Here is a 15,982-nt window from a genome sequence, read left to right as displayed (position 1 = left end):
CGCGAGCGGCAGCCAACAGGAAGCGACATGAACACCGTGGCCGATTCCGAATCCGATTTCGACAGCGACGCCGAACGCACGGCGCTCGCGTGGATTGCGCTGGAGGCTGTCCCCGACCCGGAAATCCCGGTGGTGTCGATCCGCGACCTCGGCATCCTGCGCGAGATCGGGTTGGCTGACGACGCCACGCTGGAAGTCACGATCACGCCGACCTATTCCGGCTGCCCGGCCATGTCGCAGATCGCCGAGGACATCGGCCAGGCGCTCGACGCGGCCGGGCTCGGACCCTGGCGGATCCGCACGGCGCTGTCGCCGGCGTGGACGACCGACTGGATCAGCGACACCGCGCGCGAACGCCTGCGCGAGTTCGGCATTGCCCCGCCGCAGCCGTGCGGCACAGCGGCCACCGCGCCAACCGCGCCCGCCGTGCGGCCACTGAATTTCGTACCACGCGCGGCACGCGCCGGGGCGCCCGACACGGTCGCCTGCCCGCGCTGCGGCAGCGTCCACACGAAGGAAATCTCGCGCGTCGCGTCGACGGCCTGCAAGGCGCTCTACCGCTGCCTGGACTGCCGCGAGCCGTTCGACTACTTCAAACCCTACTAACTGCCCCCGTCCCGGGCGAGCTGCCATGACCCCACAGTTCCATCCGCTGCGCGTGGCGCAGTTGCGCCCCGAGACGGCCGACACGATCTCCATCGCGTTCGAGGTGCCCGCGTCCTTGCGCGACGCCTACCGCTTCACGCAAGGCCAGTTCCTGACGCTGAGAGCCCCGGTCGATGGCCAGGACCTGCGCCGCTCGTACTCGATCTGCTGCGGTGTACAGGACTACGCCGAGCGCGGCGAGCTGCGCGTGGCGGTCAAGCTGGTCGAGGACGGCGTGTTTTCCAGCCACCTGCACGACTCGCTCGCGCCGGGCCAGCTCATCGATGTCATGACGCCGGACGGGCGCTTCTATGTGCCGCTCGATGCCAGCGCGGCGCGCCACTATGTCGCCTTTGCCGCGGGCAGCGGCATCACGCCGGTGCTGTCGCTGATCCGCACCACGCTGGCGGCGGAGCCCCGGAGCCGCTTCACGCTGGTCTACGGCAACCGCAACGTCGACAGCATCATCTTTTCCGAGGCGCTCGAAGACCTGAAGAACCAGTACCTGGCGCGTTTCACGCTGTACCACGTTCTGTCGCGCCAGCCGCAGGAAGTCGACCTGCTGCACGGGCGGCTGGATCATACCCGGGTCTCTGCCTTCCTGAGGACGCTGATCCCCGTGGACGATATCGACGCCGCCTTCGTGTGCGGCCCGGCGTCGATGATCGACGAGGCGGAAGCCGCGCTGCGCGATGCCGGCCTGGACCCGCATCGCATCCACGCCGAACGATTTGGCGTGCCGGTGGACCGCCAGAGGCGCGCCCCGGCGCACGCCCATGCCGACCATGCCGGCACGGCCGAGCTGGTGGTCGTGCTGGACGGCAAGCAGCACACCATGCGCCTGCCCATGGAAGACGGCAAAGTGCTCGACACCGCGCTGGCAGCGGGGCTGGACCTGCCCTATGCGTGCAAGGGCGGCGTTTGTTGCACCTGCCGCGCCAAGGTGCTGGAAGGCCAGGTCGAGATGGAGAAGAACTACACGCTGGAGCCGTGGGAAATGGAGAAGGGCTTCGTACTGACCTGCCAGGCCCGTGCGCTCACGCCCCGGGTGGTGGTCAGCTACGACGAACGCTGAAGGTGCGCCGCGCCACGCGCCGTGGCAGGCCGAACTCGGCTGGCGAAGTCGCGCCGTGATTACAATGGCAAGGGGGCGCATTGCCGGCTCCGGCAAGGTGACTGACAACCGTCCCACGCATATACAATCACGGCCATGCAATATATCCACGTCGTCAACGGCGATGTCGCCGGAAATACCCTGCGCCAGGCGCTGGCCCAGGCTGCCCGGCCCGACCCCGTGATCGTGCTGCGCGACGACCTGGCCGTGGGACCGCTCGTCGACGTGGACAGCATCGGCCAGATCCGCGCCGGCTTCTGGCAACGCGTGGCTCCGCACACCGACATCGACTTTCCCGCCGAAATGCGCCAGGCTCTGGACCAGTTGCTGACGCTAAGGCAAAGCGACATGGAAGTCGCGATCTGGCACGGCCAGAGCGCGGCCGACCAGCTGATGCTGCGCCGGGTGGTGTTCCACCTCTACCAGGCACCCCAGCGCATCAATGAAGTGGCCATGGACCTGCGCGAGCTGGAACTGCCACCGCAGGCCGGGCTGGCTGCGATCGGCATGTATTCGCCGGCACGGCTGGCGCGGCGCTTCTCGACCATCGCGCCGGTGTCAGTGCTGCGGCTGGGCCGGCTGGGCTACGAATGGCAGCAGAACGTGCGCGAGAACGCCGATGTGCGGCTGTGGAAGGGCAATACCCTGGTGCCGGCGGCCTACCACAGCATCGACGACATCATCATGGATCGGGCCCCGACCGACTGGACGCCCGCCGCCAGGGTGGTCGGCAGCGTGATGGGCGCCATCGAAGGCCTGCTGGCCAGCGACTGGTTTGTGTTCTGGCGCTGCCGCGAGCTGGTTTCCGCGGGCCGGATGGTCCTGCGCGGCAACGCTGACTCGCTCGACACCTGCGAGCTGCGCCGGCACCAGACGTCCGGCGCGGAATAACCCGCCCCCCTTTCCTCCCCTCCCCTCCCCTCCCTCCCGGCCACCCCTGCCGGACCGACATGGCGCGAACCAAGGCACCCGACTTCGAAGCACAGCGCGAGCAGATCCTGGAACTGGCGGCCGCCGCCTTTGCCAACAGCAGCTACCCGAGCACCTCGATGGCCGACCTGGCCGCCGCCTGCGGCACCTCCAAGGCGCGCCTGTACCACTATTACGAGAGCAAGGAAGCGATCCTGTTCGACCTGCTGGACCGCTACACGCGCCGGCTGATGCTGATCGTCACCGAGGTCGAGGCCGATTCCGAGCGCCAGGGCCGCACCGACCGCGAAAGCTTCGCCAGCCTGATCCGCGCATTCCTGGCCGAATACGAGAACTCGCAGACGCGCCACATCGCGCTGATCAATGACGTCAAGTTCCTGGCCGAGGAACAGCGCGTCATCATCCTCGGCCGCGAGCGCGACGTGGTCGCGGCGTTCTCGCGCATGCTGCGGCGTGCGTACCCGGAACGCGTCACGCGCGAGAACCAGACCGCGCTGACCATGACCGTGTTCGGCATGATCAACTGGACCTTCACCTGGCTCAAGCCGGGCGGCAAGCTGTCCTACGCGGCGTTCGCCGACATGGTGGTTGACCTGCTCGAAGGCGGCCTGCCGGGCAAGGCCGGCACGCCCGCCGAAGCACTGGCCCGCCGCTGAAGGCGGGCCGGCGCGACCGTCAGGACCATTCGGCCTCTTCCCGCTGGCGCCGCTGTTCGCGGTCCTGGCGGAACATCTCCTGCAGTTCGTCGCGCGCCTGGCGCGCCAGCGACACCAGCTTCTTCTGGTCGGTGTAGTGCGGGTAGAAGCGGTCGATGGCCTGGATGTTGTGCCGGCGAAAGCGCAGCGCCACGCTGCGGGCCTCGCCCGGATCAAACCCCAGCCCCTCGAGCACGCGCCGGCCCAGCATCAGCGAACCCTCGAACATCTCGCGCTCGAACAGTTGCACGCCGCGGTCCTTGAGCTGGTAGATGTGCGAGACGTGGCGCGCCCGGGCGTAGATCTGCAGGTCCGGGTAGCGTTCGCGCACGCGGTCGATCAGTTGCAGGCTGTCGTCCATGCCGTCGATGGCCACGATCAGGATGCGCGCCTTGGCAATGCCGGCGGCTTCCAGCAAGTCGAGCCGGGTGGCGTCGCCGTAGAAGATCTTGAAGCCGTACTGGCGCAGGAATTCGATCTGGTCGGGGTCATGGTCCAGCACGGTCACGCCGATGCCCTGGGCATACAGCAAACGGCCGATGATCTGGCCGAAGCGCCCGAAGCCGGCAATCATCACCGGATTGTCCTGCGGCGTAATGGCGTCATCTGCGCGCCGCTTCATGGCCCCCACGCGCGGCGCCACCAGACGGTCATAGGCGAGCAGCAGTAACGGCGTCGCCACCATGGACAAGGCCACGATCAGCACCAGCAGCGCCTCGGTCTCGCGCGGCAGCAGGCCTGCGGTGCCGGCCACGCCGAACACGACGAAGGCGAACTCCCCGCCCTGCGAGATCAGCAGCGCGAACAGCAGCCGCTGGCCGCGCGCAATGGCAAAGTACCGCGCCAGCAGCACCAGCACGGCCGTCTTGGCGACCACGAATGCCGCCACCAGGCCGAGCACGGTTCCCGGCGAACGTGCCAGCACCGCGAAGTCGATCGACATCCCGACCGCCATGAAGAACATGCCGAGCAGCAAGCCCTTGAACGGCTCCAGGTCGGCCTCGAGTGCGTGCCGGTACTCGGAATCCGCCAGCAGCACGCCGGCCACGAAGGTGCCCAGCGCCATCGACAGGCCTACCGCGTCCATCATCAGCGCAATGCCCACCACCAGCAGCAGCGCGAACGCGGTGAACATCTCGCGCATATCGGTCCGGGCGATGAAACGCAGGGCCGGACGCACGAGGTAGCGGCCGCCGAACACCACCGCGGCAATCACCGCCACGCCCTTGGCCGCTGCCTGCCAGCCGCCCGCGCCGCCGGCATCGGTCGCGCTCTCTGCCGCCAGCAGCGGCAACAGCGCGATCATCGGGATGGCCGCGATATCCTGGAACAGCAGGATGCCGAAGCTGGCCCCGCCCGCGGGCGTGCCGAACAGGTTGCGCTCGGCCAGCGTGGCGAACGCGATGGCCGTGGACGACAGCGCCAGTCCCAGCCCCGCCACCAGCGCCACCGGCCAGGGCGCGCCGACTAGTACCGCCAGAATGCCGATCACCAGCGCACAGGCGGCAAGCTGGACACCGCCATAGCCAAAGATGCTCCGCCGCAGCGCCCAGAGCTTGCGCGGCTCCAGTTCCAGCCCGATCACGAACATCATCAGCACGACGCCGAATTCCGAGAAGTGCAGGATCGACTCGACATTGGTCACCATCCGCAGCGCGAACGGGCCAATGGCCGCGCCGGCCAGCAGGTAACCCAGCACGGCGCCCAGCCCCGTGCGGCGCGCCAGCGGCACCGCCACCACGGCCGCCACCAGGAAGACCACGAGCGCGATCAGGAAATCATGCTGGTTCATGCGCGCACCTCCGCGCCTGCCGCTGCCGGGCCGCCTTCGTGGGCGCCTTCGTGGCCGCCAATACGCCGGCAAACATGGGCAATGTGCCCGGCCAGGACGTGTGCGTCGGTGTTGTCGGCATCGTGCAGCACCAGCGGCGGCAGCCAGTCCATGCCGCACAGCCGCGCAGTCTGCTCCAGCGGCAGCAGGAAGGCCTCGATCGGGTGGCCATGGTTACCTTCCGGCCCATAGGAATCAAAGGTACCGCCGGTACTCGCCACCGCCAGCACGGACTTGCCGCGCAGCGCCGTGCCACCGGGCCCGTAGGCCCAGCCATATTCGAGCACCTCGTCCAGCCAGAGCTTGAGCAGCGCGGGCACGCTGTACCAGTGCACCGGGTATTGCAGGACGACCGTGTCCGCAGCGGCCAGCGCGCGCTGTTCGGCGACAACGTCGATGTCGTAGTCGACATAGCGGCGATAGAGGTCATGGACGGCGACGTTCTGCAGCGACGCAAGTGCCTCCGCCAGCGGCCGGTTGACACGCGAACGGCTGGGCGTGGGATGCGCATAGATCACAACGATGGGGGATTCGGTCATCGGCACGGTGGTTCAGTCCGGAATATCAGGCGTACCCGCTTCGGCGGCCGCGCCGAGGCGCGAGGAAATGCGGCGTTGCACCAAATCCACAGACGAGCGGTTGCAACAATTCATCACATTTTCTCAAGTTTTTGATTTTACTCATGTTTTTTTGATAAAGCGGCCCATGCAGAGCTGCTGCGCCGCAGGAAGCTTACGTCGAACTGACACTTCCGCTACAATACTTTCCACGTCGCAGCAAGATAGTGTTTGCCCCAATCTGGCGTGTTTTAAAGCAAAAAGTGCCTGGCCAAACACCGCGACAGTGCTATTTTTATCGCTGATTGCACCGGGAAGGAAACATCGTGAATCCGCTCGAACTGAGCAAGGCCGTCGGCGCCGTTACCGACGAAGATCTGCGCAAGGCAGCCGAAGCCGCACAGGCCGCCCAGCGCGCCACCGTTCTGGTGCGCGAGCTGGCGGCCCATCACCGGTCGCGTCTGCAGAAGCATTTCCTCGCCCTGGGCGAGGAGGATCGCCTGCTCCGTTTTGGCCAGTCGGTTGGCAATCATGTGATTGAAGCGTACGTCGACAGCATCGACTTCGACCACGACTCCGTGTTCGGCGTATATGACGAGAAGCTCGAACTGGTCGGCGTGGGCCACTTCGCCAACCTGCGCGACAACGCGCAGGGCCGCGTGGCGGAATTCGGCGTATCGGTGTCGAAGAGTGCGCGCGGTCGCGGCATCGGCAGTGCGCTGTTCGAGCGCGCCGCCATCCACGGACGGAACACCAGCGTGCGCACGCTGTATATGCACTGCCTGTCGCGCAACTCGGCCATGATGCATATCGCCAAGAAGGCCGGCATGAAGGTGCAGTACGCGTACGGCGAAGCCGACGCCTACCTGGAACTGCCGCCGGCGGACACCATGAGCCGCCTGACCGAGGCCCTGGACGAGCAAGTCGCCGACCTCGACTACCTGGTGCGCCGCAACCTGCGCGACGCGCGCCGTTTCGGGCTGCGCTTCTGGCGCTCGATGGTGCCGCAGAAGGGCACCGCCTGATACGCTTGCCGCGCTCCGGCCAGGCCCGGACCACACGCCAGACGGCGCATCGTGACGATGCGCCGTTTTTGTATTGCGCGGCAGCTCAGCCGCCGGCAACCGGCAGCGCCGTGGTGTCCTTGATGCTTTCCAGCGCAAAGCTGGAGCGGACGTCGATGACGGACGGGTGGGCGAGCAACTGTTCCTGCATGAAGCGCGCGAAGTGCTCCATGTCTTCCACATAGACCTTGAGCAGCAGGTCCATTTCGCCGGTCATGGCATGGCAGGCCGCCACCTCCGGCCACGTGGAGATGGAAGCGCGGAACAGGTCCAGCGGTGCCTTGCCCTTGGGCGCGCCACCATGCTTTTCGAGCCGGACGTTGATGTAGGCCAGCAGGCCCAGGCCGATCTTGCCGGGCTCCAGCAGCGCCGCATACTGGCGAATCACGCCGATCTCCTCCAGCCGGCGGATGCGCCGCAGGCAAGGACTCGGGGAGAGGTTCACACGCTCGGCAACCTCCAGGTTGGTCAACCGGCCGTTGGTCTGCAGCACCTCAAGGATCTTCCGGTCGATCTTGTCCAACTCCACCTTGCTCACGATTTCGTTGCTCCGCAATATGTTTATTGGCAATTTTTATGCGCAAATTTAGCAAGTTGTGCACAAGTACGCAATTTTTTGTGGCGCCTCATCCGATTTGCGGCCGTATCCATCACTCTTGCGGCAAATAGTCGGGCCCAGATTCCGGATTGGCGCAGCCGGCTGGCGCACGAACCGGCTTGCAGCGGCAAAGCCGGCTAGGAAAGGCAAGGATGGTGCCAAGCCAGTTGCACAGGCAGCGCGCATTCTACGGTCGTTCGACCGCTTTCCGGCACGCTTGCCAGCATTTGGCACTGGCGTGGCCCCAAAAAAAGCAAAAACGCGCGACCCGTAAAGGTCGCGCGTCCTCATCTGGCGACGCCCCGGGACGGAGCGCGCTCAGCCGGGTCAGCCGCCGCTGCTGGAAGGCGCCGACGGCGCTGCCGGTCCGCGCGGCATGCGCTGCATGCGCTCCTCGTGCATCTTCTGCATGCCGGCCTTGATTTCGTCGAGGGTCAGCTTGCCGTCATGGTTGGCGTCGAGCTGATCGAAACGCTGCGCCAGGCGCGGCATGCCTGCCTTGACTTCGTCCTTGGTCAGCGCGCCGTCACCGTTCTTGTCCGCGGCCTTGAACTTCGCCTCGAACTCCTTCTGCATCTCGGCGCGACGTTGTTCCATCATGGTCTTGCGGTAGGCCGCCATCTCGTTCTTGTCGAGCTTGCCGTCGTGGTTGGTGTCGATGCGGTTGAACAGCGCGTCGGCTTCGGCCTTGGAAATCATGCCGTCGCCATCGGTGTCGACCGACTTCATCCACATGCCACCGCCGTGCTCCATGTGGTGGTGCATGGCACCGCCCTGGCCCGGTGCTGGTGCCGGCGCCGTGGCAGCGGTTTGGGCAAAAGCGCCACCGGCGACGAGGAACGCGGCGGAAGCGGCCAGGAAGTGCTTGAGGATCTGCGACTGGGATTTGCCTTGCATGTCTTGCTCCTTTTCATCACGTGGGCATGTACGGATTAGAACGCGGACGATGCAGGGAAGTTGGCGCTTTTAATACGATGTTACGCGCCTCACAGAAAGGGCTCCCGGCGTAAGCGATCGCAATCGATCGCGAACAATGGCCGGCCCCGGCGGCCAGTGCGGCCGGGCTCAGTTCTTGGGCACGAGCGGCTCGGCCATGGGCGTGTGTGGCGCCATGGCGGGCTGGAGCTGTTGCGGGTCGAGGTTCTGCGACTGCGGCTGTGCCGGGGGTTGCTGCTGCATATTGGCCGGCGGCGATGGCGGTACCGACTGTGGCGACTGCGTGGGCGCCTGGCTCACCGCGGGCGCGGGCGGCGTCATCGGCGTGGCCAGCGGAGCGGCCGCTCCTGAAGGCGGCGTAGCCATCGGTGCCGGACCTGAGCGCGAAGCGCCGGCTTGCACCGGCAGTGCGATCTCCTGGCGCACGCCATTGCGCTCGATCACCACGGAGCGGCCGTGGATCTCTACCAGGCGAATCTGCTGCGACAGTGCCGTGCCGGCCCGCACCGCCCTGGGCGGGCCGCCGTCGAGCGACACGATCGCGGCGCCCGCGCCGTCAGCCACATCCGCCACGACCCCGACCAGCTGCACGTCACGCACGCCACCCTGGGCGGAGCCGCCGAACAGCGTGGCCACGGCGCCGGTCTCCAGTGCTTCGGTCTGCGCCACGCGGGCGGCTTGCGGTACGGGGATGGTCCGCATCGCGCTGAAGGTCAGCACCCAGCGTGTCGCCAGCGCGCACAGCGCGACGAACAGAACCAGGCTCGCTGCGCGCGGCAGCCAGGCCGCGGCATCGGGACGGAAAACGGGCCGGAGGGAGAGTTGCACGGAATGGACGGTACGCTCGAACAGGAACGCGTCAAGCGTACCAGAGCCCCATGACCGTGTCTGTGACGGCTTACAGCAGGTCGTCCAGCAGATCAGGGCCGAACACTTCGCGGTGGATATGCCCGACCGGGACGCCGGCGCTGATCAGCGCGTGCCGCTGCGCCTGCATGAAGCCGAGCGGACCGCACAGGTGGAAGTCGCCATCGATGAACAGGCTGTTCTCGGTCGAGCCGAGCAGCGCTGCAAGCGGCATGGTGCCTGCATGGTCGTAGTCGCGGCCGGCCACGTCGGCGGCTTGCGGCTGTTCATAGCTGACATGGGTACGCAGTTGCGGCAGGCGCTCCCTGGCCCAGGCCACGTCGGCGCGGTGCGCGTGGTGGCGGCCGTCGCGCGCGGCATGGGCGAACAGGATCTCCCGCCTGGAACCCTGCAGGGCCAGCGTGCGCAGCACCGACAGCATCGGCGTGATGCCGATGCCGGCCGACAGCAGCACCAGCGGGCGGTGGCCGTCCAGGCGCGGCGCGAAATCACCGAACGGCGCGCTCACGGCCAGCTCGGTGCCGGGCTGGGCGTTGGCGTGCAGCCAGTTGGAAACGGCTCCCGCCGGCGTGGCATGGTCGCCGTCCTCGCGCTTGACCGAAATCCGCCACGTCGGCAGACCGCGCTCGGCGGACAGCGAGTACTGGCGCTGCTGGCGGTTGCCGTCCGCGAGCCTGACTTCGACGCTGATGTACTGGCCCGGGCGGAAATCGCGCAGCGGCTGGCCGTCGACGGCCGAGAGGGTCAGCGCGACCACGCTGTCGCTCTGCACTTCACGTTGCTCGACGCGCACCGCGATGCGCTCGCCCGCGGCCAGGCCCGTGCTCTGGTACAGGCGCGCTTCGGCGGCGATCAGTTCGCCGGCCAGCAGCCAGTAGGCTTCGTCCCAGGCAGCGATCAGGTCAGGCGTGGCGGCCTCGCCCAGCACGGCCGAAATGGCGCCCAGCAGGTGCTTCCCGACAATTGGATAGTGCGAGGGCGTCAGGCCCACGGCCGCGTGCTTGTGCACGATGCGATCGACCACCGGCGCGAGCGCGCTGGCGTTATCGATATTGGCGGCGTACGCGAACACCGCGGACGCGAGCGACTGCTGCTGCGAACCATTGGCCTGGTTGCCCATATTGAAGAGCTGGGTCAATTCGGGCCGGTCCGCGAACATCTCGCGGTAGAAATGAGTGGTGATGGCGAGGCCATGTTCGCGCAACACCGGTACGCTGGCATCAATGTAGGGGCGGGAAGCAGCAGACAACATCAGGTAAGGCTCCGTTTTAATTCATGCAAACAGAATGCATGTTTTCACTCACAACAAAGCCGGCGCACGGGGCGTCTGGACGGACAGCTCAGGAGCTGTCGTTCAGGCCGTACGCCGGCTCATGAAATCGCGATGCAGCCGGATGATCGACTCGGCGGTCTGGTTGCCGGTGACATCCGCCAGGGTGACGGTGTCGAGCGCGCCATAGAACGCCTGCTCCGCATCGTCCAGCGCCCGGCGCAGCCGGCAGTTGCCATTCAGCGCACACGGCGGGTTGTCACAGTCAATGACCGGCTTGTGGCCTTCGAGCTCGCGCAGGATTGTGCCGACGGTCAGCTGCTGGGCCTGTGGCCCCAGTTCCAGTCCGCCGTGGCGACCGCGCGTCGCCGTGACCCAACCCAGCTTCGACAGGCGCGCCGCCACCTTCACCAGGTGGTGGTGCGAAATCTCGAACTGCTGCCCCACCTCGGCAATGGTGATGGGCCGGCTGCCGTCGGCTCGCGCGACGTACATCAGCAGCCGCAGTGCGTAGTCGGAAAAGCGGGTCAGTTGCATCGTGGTGACATGTTAAATAAACGGTATTTCAAATGCAAGTTATTGTTGCGCTGCAAAATGCCGTGACATCGATGAGACTAAGGCGTGCGAGAATCCCACGCCACAAAAAACAGTCATGGGCGGCGGTTATACTGGCTGCCGAACGCCGGGCGCGCGGCCAGCGGCCCGCCCCGCCATCCAGCAAGAGGCTCAGATACGATGCGCAGATTCTCACCCCTTTCCGCCAATACCCAGTCCATGCGTTCGCCCCGCGCCCGCGGCAGCCGCGGCTTCACCCTGATCGAAATCATGGTGGTGATCGTCATCCTGGGGGTGCTGGCGGCACTGGTGGTGCCCAAGATCATGAGCCGTCCTGATGAAGCCCGCATCGTGGCGGCACGCCAGGACATCTCGTCGATCATGCAGGCGCTCAAGCTCTACCGGCTCGACAACAGCCGCTACCCGACCACCGAGCAAGGCCTGGCCGCGCTGGTGGCCAAGCCGACCACTGAGCCCGTGCCCAACAACTGGAAGGGCGGCGGCTACCTGGAGAAGCTGCCCAAGGACCCGTGGGGCCATCCGTACCAGTACCTGAACCCCGGCGTGCGCGGCGAGATCGACGTCTTCAGCTTCGGTGCCGACGGCCAGGCCGGCGGCAGCGGCAATGACGCCGACATCGGCAACTGGGAATAACGCCGCTCCCGCAGCATGAAACCTGCCCCGTACCGCCGCGCCGCCGTCTGCCGGCCACGGGGCTTCACCCTGCTGGAACTACTGGTGGTCATGGTGATCGCCGGCATCGTCATTGCGCTGGTGGCCGTCAATGCATCGCCCAATGAGCGCGGTCGCCTGCTGGACGACGGCCAGCGTATCGCGCGCCTGTTCGAGCTGGCGCAGGAAGAAGCCCAGCTCGGCGCCCGCCCGATCGCCTGGGAAGGCAATACCAGTGGCTGGCGCTTTCTCGAATCCACCCCCAACGGCTGGGTCCCCATGCGCACCGATGTGTTCGCGCCGGGTCATTGGCGCCTTGCGCCGGACCAGGTGATCGTCGCCGAAGGCGGCCGCAACGCCGGCACGGGCGGCCCGCCCCGCCTGGTCTTCGGGCGCGAGCTGATCGACGGCCCACAGCGGCTGGTACTGGTGCGGGGCGACATCCGCGTGGATGTCGCCGGCGATGGCGGCGGCCGTTACTTCGCCAGCGCGCCATGATGCGGCGCAGACATCCGTGCCGCCGCCGGGCAGGCGGCTTCACGTTGATCGAAGTGCTGGTGGCACTCACCATCCTGGCCGTCGCGCTGACTGCGGCCATGCGCGCCATGGGCAGCATGATCGATGCCAGCGCCGCGCTGCAATCGCGCATGCTGGCCGAATTCAGCGCGGAGAACCACCTGGCCACGCTGCGCCTGTCCAAGACCTGGCCCGAGCCAGGTGTCAGCGGTTATGCCTGCCCGCAGGGCGGCACGCCGCTCTATTGCGAGCAGAGCGTCTCTGGGACGCCCAACCCAGTGTTCCGGCGCGTGGAAATCGCGGTCTATCCGTCCGCCGCCGACCGCTCGGTGCGCCTGGCGTGGCTGGTCACCATCATCCCCAATGAAACGCGCAACCTGCTCTGAGCGCCGCCAGCCGGCCAGGCGCGGCTTCACGCTGCTCGAGATGCTGGTGGCCATCACGCTGCTGGCGGTCATGGCCGTGATTGGCTGGCGCGCGCTGGACAGCATGACGCGCAGCCGCGAACGGCTCACCGACCACGACGCCCGGCTTGACGCCCTCAAGGTGCTCTACGGCCAGTTCCAGTCCGACTGCGAACACCTGGCCAGCGCCGACCTGCTGCAGGCCAGCCCGGTGGAAGTCGGGGCCGGCCAAGTGTTGATGGTGCGCGACCGCCGCGAAGAAAACCAACCGCCGATGTGGCAGGTGCTCAGCTACCGGCTGGACGGCAACGCGCTGGTCCGCCTCGCTGCCCCGCCCGTCGACAGCCGCGCCGCCGTGCAGTCCGCGCTGCTGGGACTGCGCCAGGCCGGCCGGCAGAACAACGTGCAGGCGCGCCGGGTGCTGTCCGATGTGGACAGCCTGGGCGCGCGCGTATGGATCGATCCGCAGGGCTGGCTGGCTGACAACGGCCGTATCCGCAGCGCGCTGCTCAATCCCGCCGGCGCCAGCGCCGTGGCCGCGCCGGCACCGACCGGCGCGGTCGTCCGGGCCGTGGAGCTGTCCGTCCAGGCCCGCATGGGCGACGGCGACGCGCCGCGCGACTTCCTCAAGATCTGCATGACGGGCCTGTGACCATGCGCCGACGCTTCCCGTCCCTGCCCCGCCGCCGTGCGCGCGGTGCCGCCGTGGTCACCGCGCTGCTGATGGTCACGCTTGCGGTGGTGGTGGTGTCCGGCATGCTGTGGCGCCAGCAGGTGCAGATCCGCTCGATCGAGAACCAGCGCCTGCTGGCGCAGGCCTCGTGGATCGAGCGTGCGGCCGTGGACTGGGCCCGGCTGATCCTGCGCGACGACCAGCGCCGCAGCAGCGTCGACGAGCTGGGCGAGCCCTGGGCCGTACCGATCGCCGAGACCCGCTTGTCGGACTTCCTTGGCGCGGCGCTGCGCACCGACCAGTCGGGGGAGACCTCGTTCCTGTCCGGCCGCATCCTGGACGCCCAGGCGCGTTTCAACCTGACCAACCTGGTGCTGTGGACCGCCACGCCGACCCAGGGCCGCGCCGCCACGGTCGACCCGGCCGCGCTGGCGGCCTACCGCCGCCTGCTGCAGACCGTGGGCCTGAACCCGTCGCTGGCCGAGACCACGGGCCGCTTCCTGCTGCGCGCCGCGCAAGGCGGCACCGACGGCCAGCCCGCGCCCCGGCCGCTCGATAGCGCCCAGAGCCTGCTGGCGATCCCGGGCTACTCGCCGGAGATGGTCGCCGCGCTGGAGCCGTTCATCACGGTGCTGCCCGAGCGCACGCTGGTCAACGCCAATACGGCCGATCCGGAAGTGCTGTCGGCCGTCATCAACAACCTGGCGCTGGACCGCGCGCGCGAGCTGGTGCGCGAGCGCGACCGCGCGTACTTCAACAATGTCGGCGACTTGCAGACCAAGCTGGCCAGCGTGGCGCCGCAGGCCGACACCAGCAACTTGTCCAAGATGCTGGACGTGCGCACGCACTATTTCCTGATCTACGGCCTGGTGCGCCACGAGCGGGCGAGCCGGCTGCAGGTGTCGCTGGTCTACCGGGGCGAGGTACTGGGCAACGCCAACACCACGCGCGTGCTGTGGATCCACGACACCGACCGCCTGCCCGACCTGCGGTGAGCCTCATCCGCGATTTGCGCGCTGCCGGGCACGCTGCACCTTGATATCGCCGGCGCAGATACCGGGGGAGAATGCTATTGACGCGGATTAGTCACACAGGCAAGGTATGCTGCGGCGCTGCCGCGACCGTGGCGCCATGCCGGGCGGCGCCCCTGCCAGTCCGTATGCGCCAGTCGGCATCTCCGCGCCCGGGCAATCCCGCTGCCCCGGCACTCCGCCCCCGCGCACGGCCTCACAGACGTCAACGCTAGGAAACCTTGAGTACCACCCTGTACGTTCGCCTGCCGCATCGGCCGCACGACCAACCGCAGCCCTGGCATTTTGGCGCCCTGCCGTTTGCCCTCGTACGCGACCCGGTCAAGCCGGCCACCCGGCGCACGGGCCCCTCGCAGGCTCCGGAAGTGTTGCGCGAAGGCCACGCTCAGATTGCCGCGCTGCCAGCCGCGGAACGCCTGGTGCTCATCCTTGCCGCCAGTGACGTACTGCTCACCACGGCCACCGTACCCCCGCTGCCTCCGGCGCGCCTGAAGCAGGCTTTGCCCAACCTGGTGGAAGACGCGCTGGCCACCGACGCGCAGCCGTGCCACATCGGCGTGGGTCCCGTGCTCGACGGCGACGCCGCACGGCCCGCGCGCGGTCCACGCCGGCGCCTGCTGATGGTGGCCAACCGGGCCTGGCTGCGCGCGGTGCTCGATGCCTTTGCCGAACACCGCCATCGCCGCCGCCATGTCCTGCCGGCGCAGATGTGCCTGCCGCTGGAGGCTCCACCGGAAGCCGGGGAAGCCGGGGACGACGATGGCGCCCCGGCGCAGCCGGCCACGCTGGTCGTCGAAGCCGCGGCCGCTTCGCTGGCCCCGGCCGAAGGCATGGTCGAACCGACGCTGGCCCCGGCGACCGCGCCTGGCAGCGACCAGTGGCAGCTCACGGTACGCACCGGCCTCCATGAAGGCTATGGCCTGTTGCTCGGCAATGACGCGCTCGCCGCGTGGCAGGCGCTTGCGCCCGAAGGCAACTGGCATGGCGACGCCAGCGCCGTGGCCAGCGCACCGGTGCCTGCGCTGCGCCAGGCCCGTGCCGCCGACTGGCGCCTGTGGATCGCCGGCGCGCAGGGCTGCCTGCAGGAGCCCGGGCTGGACCTCGCGCAGTTCGAGTTCGCCCAGGGACGCGCCGATCGCTGGAACCTGCTGGCGTGGCGCCTGCCGCTGGCGCTGGCCGCCGGTGTCGTGCTGGTCCAGCTGCTCGGCATGAATGTGCACTGGCTGATGCTGCGCCATGAGCAGCAGCGGCTGGAAGCCGCGCAGCTGCAGACGCTGCACAACGCCTTCCCGCAGATCCAGACCGTGCTCGATGCCCCGCTGCAGATGCGCCGCCAGGTGGAACAGCTTCGCCTGGCCAGCGGGCGCAGTACGCCGGACGACTTCCTGCCGCTGGCCGACCGTTTTGGCCAGGCAGCCCGCCAGCTCGCGCCAGACGCGCTGCAGGCGCTCGAATATCGCGGCCGCGCGCTGGTTGCCACGCTCAAACCCGGCACCGATATCGCCGCACTGCGCGTCGCCGCGCGCCAGGCCGGCCTGCAGATGGAAGAAGACAAGACGGCGGAGGCCGCGCGCCCCGCCGGGCCGGCCGGCTCGCGCTGGCTCATCAAGCCAGGCCTGTGAAC

At 67.9% G+C, this 15,982-nt stretch carries 18 protein-coding genes; 11 read left to right on the top strand and 7 right to left on the bottom strand.

Translation table 11 applies throughout. From position 1 onward, the window contains the following. The first annotated feature begins 27 nt into the window (after positions 1–27). The 4 genes from paaD (at position 28) to KHO22_RS06105 (ending at position 3,345) form a co-directional block, all read left to right on the top strand. Positions 28–606, top strand: a complete 579-nt coding sequence (gene paaD / locus KHO22_RS06120) for a 1,2-phenylacetyl-CoA epoxidase subunit PaaD (RefSeq protein WP_211946208.1) — start codon at positions 28–30, stop codon at positions 604–606. 25 nt (positions 607–631) lie between these two features. Next, positions 632–1,720, top strand: a complete 1,089-nt coding sequence (paaE, locus tag KHO22_RS06115; RefSeq protein WP_211946206.1) for a 1,2-phenylacetyl-CoA epoxidase subunit PaaE — start codon at positions 632–634, stop codon at positions 1,718–1,720. 135 nt (positions 1,721–1,855) lie between these two features. Continuing rightward, complete coding sequence (locus KHO22_RS06110; RefSeq protein ID WP_211946205.1) at positions 1,856–2,650, top strand: DUF1835 domain-containing protein; 795 nt, start codon at positions 1,856–1,858, stop codon at positions 2,648–2,650. 59 nt (positions 2,651–2,709) lie between these two features. Beyond that, complete coding sequence (locus KHO22_RS06105) at positions 2,710–3,345, top strand: TetR/AcrR family transcriptional regulator (RefSeq protein WP_211946204.1); 636 nt, start codon at positions 2,710–2,712, stop codon at positions 3,343–3,345. A gap of 19 nt (positions 3,346–3,364) precedes the next feature. On the opposite strand, the gene kefC is transcribed toward KHO22_RS06105, so the two are convergent. Both kefC and kefF read right to left on the bottom strand, forming a co-directional pair. Beyond that, complete coding sequence (kefC, locus tag KHO22_RS06100) at positions 3,365–5,176, bottom strand: glutathione-regulated potassium-efflux system protein KefC (protein WP_211946203.1); 1,812 nt, start codon at positions 5,174–5,176, stop codon at positions 3,365–3,367. Next, positions 5,173–5,754 carry a glutathione-regulated potassium-efflux system oxidoreductase KefF gene (gene kefF / locus KHO22_RS06095; RefSeq protein WP_211946202.1) on the bottom strand — a complete coding sequence of 194 codons (582 nt, stop codon included), beginning with the start codon at positions 5,752–5,754 and terminating at the stop codon, positions 5,173–5,175. The genes kefC and kefF overlap by 4 nt, the downstream gene beginning before the upstream one ends. 344 nt (positions 5,755–6,098) lie before the next feature. Here kefF and KHO22_RS06090 point away from each other — a divergent pair, with 344 nt between their 5' ends. Further along, positions 6,099–6,797 (top strand): GNAT family N-acetyltransferase, encoded by a 699-nt coding sequence (locus tag KHO22_RS06090; RefSeq protein ID WP_211946201.1) that lies wholly within the window; start codon positions 6,099–6,101, stop codon positions 6,795–6,797. Positions 6,798–6,882: 85 nt separating this feature from the next. On the opposite strand, the gene KHO22_RS06085 is transcribed toward KHO22_RS06090, so the two are convergent. The 5 genes from KHO22_RS06085 to KHO22_RS06065 form a co-directional block, all read right to left on the bottom strand. Then, complete coding sequence (locus KHO22_RS06085; protein WP_211946200.1) at positions 6,883–7,374, bottom strand: Lrp/AsnC family transcriptional regulator; 492 nt, start codon at positions 7,372–7,374, stop codon at positions 6,883–6,885. 387 nt (positions 7,375–7,761) lie between these two features. Continuing rightward, a complete protein-coding gene (locus tag KHO22_RS06080; RefSeq protein WP_211946199.1) occupies positions 7,762–8,331 on the bottom strand; it encodes an EF-hand domain-containing protein in 570 nt (189 codons plus the stop codon). A 168-nt stretch (positions 8,332–8,499) separates the two neighbouring features. Continuing rightward, positions 8,500–9,198 (bottom strand): type II secretion system protein N, encoded by a 699-nt coding sequence (locus tag KHO22_RS06075; RefSeq protein WP_211946198.1) that lies wholly within the window; start codon positions 9,196–9,198, stop codon positions 8,500–8,502. A gap of 70 nt (positions 9,199–9,268) precedes the next feature. Beyond that, entirely contained in the window at positions 9,269–10,489 is a 1,221-nt protein-coding gene (locus KHO22_RS06070; RefSeq protein ID WP_211946197.1) for a globin domain-containing protein, read from the bottom strand. A gap of 102 nt (positions 10,490–10,591) precedes the next feature. Beyond that, positions 10,592–11,044, bottom strand: coding sequence for an RrF2 family transcriptional regulator (locus KHO22_RS06065; RefSeq protein WP_211946196.1), 453 nt, complete (start codon positions 11,042–11,044; stop codon positions 10,592–10,594). 237 nt (positions 11,045–11,281) lie between these two features. Between KHO22_RS06065 and gspG the strand changes: the two genes are divergently transcribed. The 6 genes from gspG to gspL all read left to right on the top strand — a co-directional run bounded on the left by gspG (position 11,282) and on the right by gspL (position 15,980). Next, the gene (gene gspG / locus KHO22_RS06060; RefSeq protein ID WP_211946195.1) at positions 11,282–11,716 is read left to right on the top strand and encodes a type II secretion system major pseudopilin GspG; all 435 of its coding nucleotides are present in this window, start codon (positions 11,282–11,284) and stop codon (positions 11,714–11,716) included. Positions 11,717–11,731: 15 nt separating this feature from the next. Beyond that, complete coding sequence (locus KHO22_RS06055) at positions 11,732–12,232, top strand: GspH/FimT family pseudopilin (protein ID WP_211946194.1); 501 nt, start codon at positions 11,732–11,734, stop codon at positions 12,230–12,232. After that, on the top strand, positions 12,229–12,636 hold the full coding sequence (gspI, locus tag KHO22_RS06050; RefSeq protein WP_420839578.1) for a type II secretion system minor pseudopilin GspI: 408 nt from the start codon (positions 12,229–12,231) through the stop codon (positions 12,634–12,636). The genes KHO22_RS06055 and gspI overlap by 4 nt, the downstream gene beginning before the upstream one ends. Further along, the gene (locus KHO22_RS06045) at positions 12,614–13,306 is read left to right on the top strand and encodes a PulJ/GspJ family protein (RefSeq protein ID WP_211946193.1); all 693 of its coding nucleotides are present in this window, start codon (positions 12,614–12,616) and stop codon (positions 13,304–13,306) included. Before gspI ends, KHO22_RS06045 begins: the two co-directional genes overlap by 23 nt. 2 nt (positions 13,307–13,308) lie before the next feature. Beyond that, positions 13,309–14,322: a type II secretion system minor pseudopilin GspK gene (gene gspK / locus KHO22_RS06040; RefSeq protein WP_211946239.1), complete on the top strand. Its 1,014-nt coding sequence runs from the start codon at positions 13,309–13,311 to the stop codon at positions 14,320–14,322. Positions 14,323–14,579: 257 nt separating this feature from the next. Beyond that, positions 14,580–15,980, top strand: coding sequence for a type II secretion system protein GspL (gene gspL / locus KHO22_RS06035; protein WP_211946192.1), 1,401 nt, complete (start codon positions 14,580–14,582; stop codon positions 15,978–15,980). The last annotated feature ends 2 nt before the right edge of the window (positions 15,981–15,982 follow it).

The organism is Cupriavidus yeoncheonensis, from assembly GCF_905397275.1.
Taxonomy (GTDB): domain Bacteria; phylum Pseudomonadota; class Gammaproteobacteria; order Burkholderiales; family Burkholderiaceae; genus Cupriavidus; species Cupriavidus yeoncheonensis.
Note: the sequence above shows the minus strand (reverse complement) of the source record. Positions and strands in the feature narration are given on the sequence as shown.